General features: G+C 79.4%; 1 protein-coding gene and 1 pseudogene. Both read right to left on the bottom strand.

Annotated features, from left to right (window positions below):
• Positions 1–106: 106 nt before the first annotated feature.
• Positions 107–610: pseudogene (locus tag ACFWXO_RS36385) on the bottom strand (GNAT family N-acetyltransferase); the annotation flags it as partial.
• Positions 611–748: 138 nt separating this feature from the next.
• The gene (locus ACFWXO_RS36380; RefSeq protein WP_380529491.1) at positions 749–1,762 is read right to left on the bottom strand and encodes a sensor histidine kinase; all 1,014 of its coding nucleotides are present in this window, start codon (positions 1,760–1,762) and stop codon (positions 749–751) included.
• Between the last annotated feature and the right edge of the window lie 212 nt (positions 1,763–1,974).

Raw genomic sequence — 1,974 nt, 5'->3', positions numbered from 1 at the left:
CGAGGGTGGGGGGGTGTGGCGGGCGCGCGCCACGCCCGGGTGGGCCGCGGTGCGCGGGGCCCGCACGGGGGTGTGGTGGGGGGGGGGGGGGGGCCCCCCCCCCCGGGTCCACCATCGCGAACACCTTGTCGTACCGGCGCTCCCCGACGGCCACGTAGTCCGGGAGCCGCCCGTACTCGGTGAAGCCGAGCGAGTAGTACAGGTGCAGCGCGTCGGCGTTGTCGCCGCGGGCGTCGAGGGTGAGCACCTCGATGCCTGCGGCCCTCGCGTCCGCGATCAACGCCGTGGTCAGCGCCCGCCCGATGCCCCGCCCCTGGGCGTCGGCGGCCACCGCGAGCTTCTCCAGCTCCGCGTGCGGACGGTGCGTCGGCCGCCGGTGGCGCAGCCAGTAGCCGAAGCCGACCGGCCGCCCGCCCAGGTACGCCACCCGCAACGCCCCGTCCCCGGCCCGCGACCGCGCCACCACCTCCTCCACCAACGCCGCCACCTCCTCCAGCGACGGCGGCTCCACCCACCCCAACGCGGCGCCCCCCAGCACCAACTCCGCCAAGATCGCCTGCGCCGCCCCCGCGAACTCCCCACCCACCGCCGCCGCCCCGACGATCACCAGGTCTCCGACACCCGCGGCACCACTCACGTTCCGGCTCATGCCCGGCACCCTACCCAGCCCACCACCCACTCCCGCCACCCGACGACCGCTGGCCATTCCCGCCGACCGCCGACCGCCTCCCGACGACCACCTCCCGGATCAGTCGGCGCGGCCGCGGGGGAGGACGGCGCGGACGACGGCACCGGCGGGGGCGTTGCCGGCGGTGAAGGTGCCGCCGAGCTCTTCGGCGCGTTCGGCCATGGAGCGGAGGCCCACGCCGGACGTGGAGTCGCGGCCGGCGAAGCCCGCGCCGTTGTCGGCGACCTCGACGGTGACGCGGTCGGAGAGGGCGCGGAGGCTGAGCCTGGCGGCGGTGGCACCCGAGTGCCGGACCACGTTGTTCAGGGCCTCACCACTGATCCGGTAGACGGCGACCTCGACGGCGGCGGAGAGCGCGGGCAGCGGGTCGGGTCGCAGGTCGAGGGTGATCCGGAGGGCCTGGCTGCCGAGGGTGTCGGCAAGTCGGCGGAGCGCGTCGGCCAGGCCCTTGCTGTCGAGGGGGCCGGGCGTCAGGCCGCCGGTGATCCGCCGGAGTTCGGTGATCGCCTGGCCGATGCCCGCGGAGGCCGCGGTGAGCGAGGCGGCGGCCCCGGAGCCGTCGGGCAGGTCGGTGCCGGCGGCGTCGATGCGCAGGCGCAGGCCGGAGAGGGCGGGACCGAGGCCGTCGTGGAGGTCGTGGCGCAGACGGCGGCGCTCCTCCTCGCGGGCCAGGACGAGCTGCTCCCGGCTGGCCCGGAGGTCCTCGGACAGGCCGAGCGAAGCGATCGCGGGCGATGCCTGGTCCGCGAGGAGGCCCAGCACCTCGCGGTCCTGCCGGTCCAGCTCGGACTGCCCGAGGCGGGGCGGCACCAGCAGCTCGCCGATCTCGGCGCCCTCGTAGGTGAGGGGGAAGCGGACGCCGGGCGGCTCGACCGTCCCGAGCCGGGCCAGCTCCCGCGGCCCGCTCCGGGTCCGCACCCGGACCACGGCGGCCGGCAGCCCGAGGGCCTGCACCACCGTCCGGCAGAGCAGCGGCGGCGCGTCCGCCGGGTCGACGGCATGGCTCATCCGCTCCGCCAGCTGCCGGACCAGCTGGTACGGGTGGGCCCGCTCGCCGTAGTAGTACCGGTCCACGGCGCGGCCCCCCCCCCCCGCGGGGGGGCGCCCCCCCCCCCCCCCCCCCCCCCCCCCCCCCCCCACCCCCCCCCGCCCCCCCCCCCCCCCCCCCCCACCCCCCCCCCCCCCCCCCCCCCCCCCCCCCCCCCCCCCCCCCCCCCCGCGCCCCCCGCCCCCCCCCGCCCCCCCCGCGCCCCCCCGCCCCGCCCCCCCCCCCCCCCCCCCCCCCC

The organism is Kitasatospora sp. NPDC059088 (genome assembly GCF_042738155.1).
Taxonomy (GTDB): Bacteria; Actinomycetota; Actinomycetes; order Streptomycetales; family Streptomycetaceae; genus Kitasatospora.
This window is presented reverse-complemented; position numbering and strand designations above follow the sequence as displayed.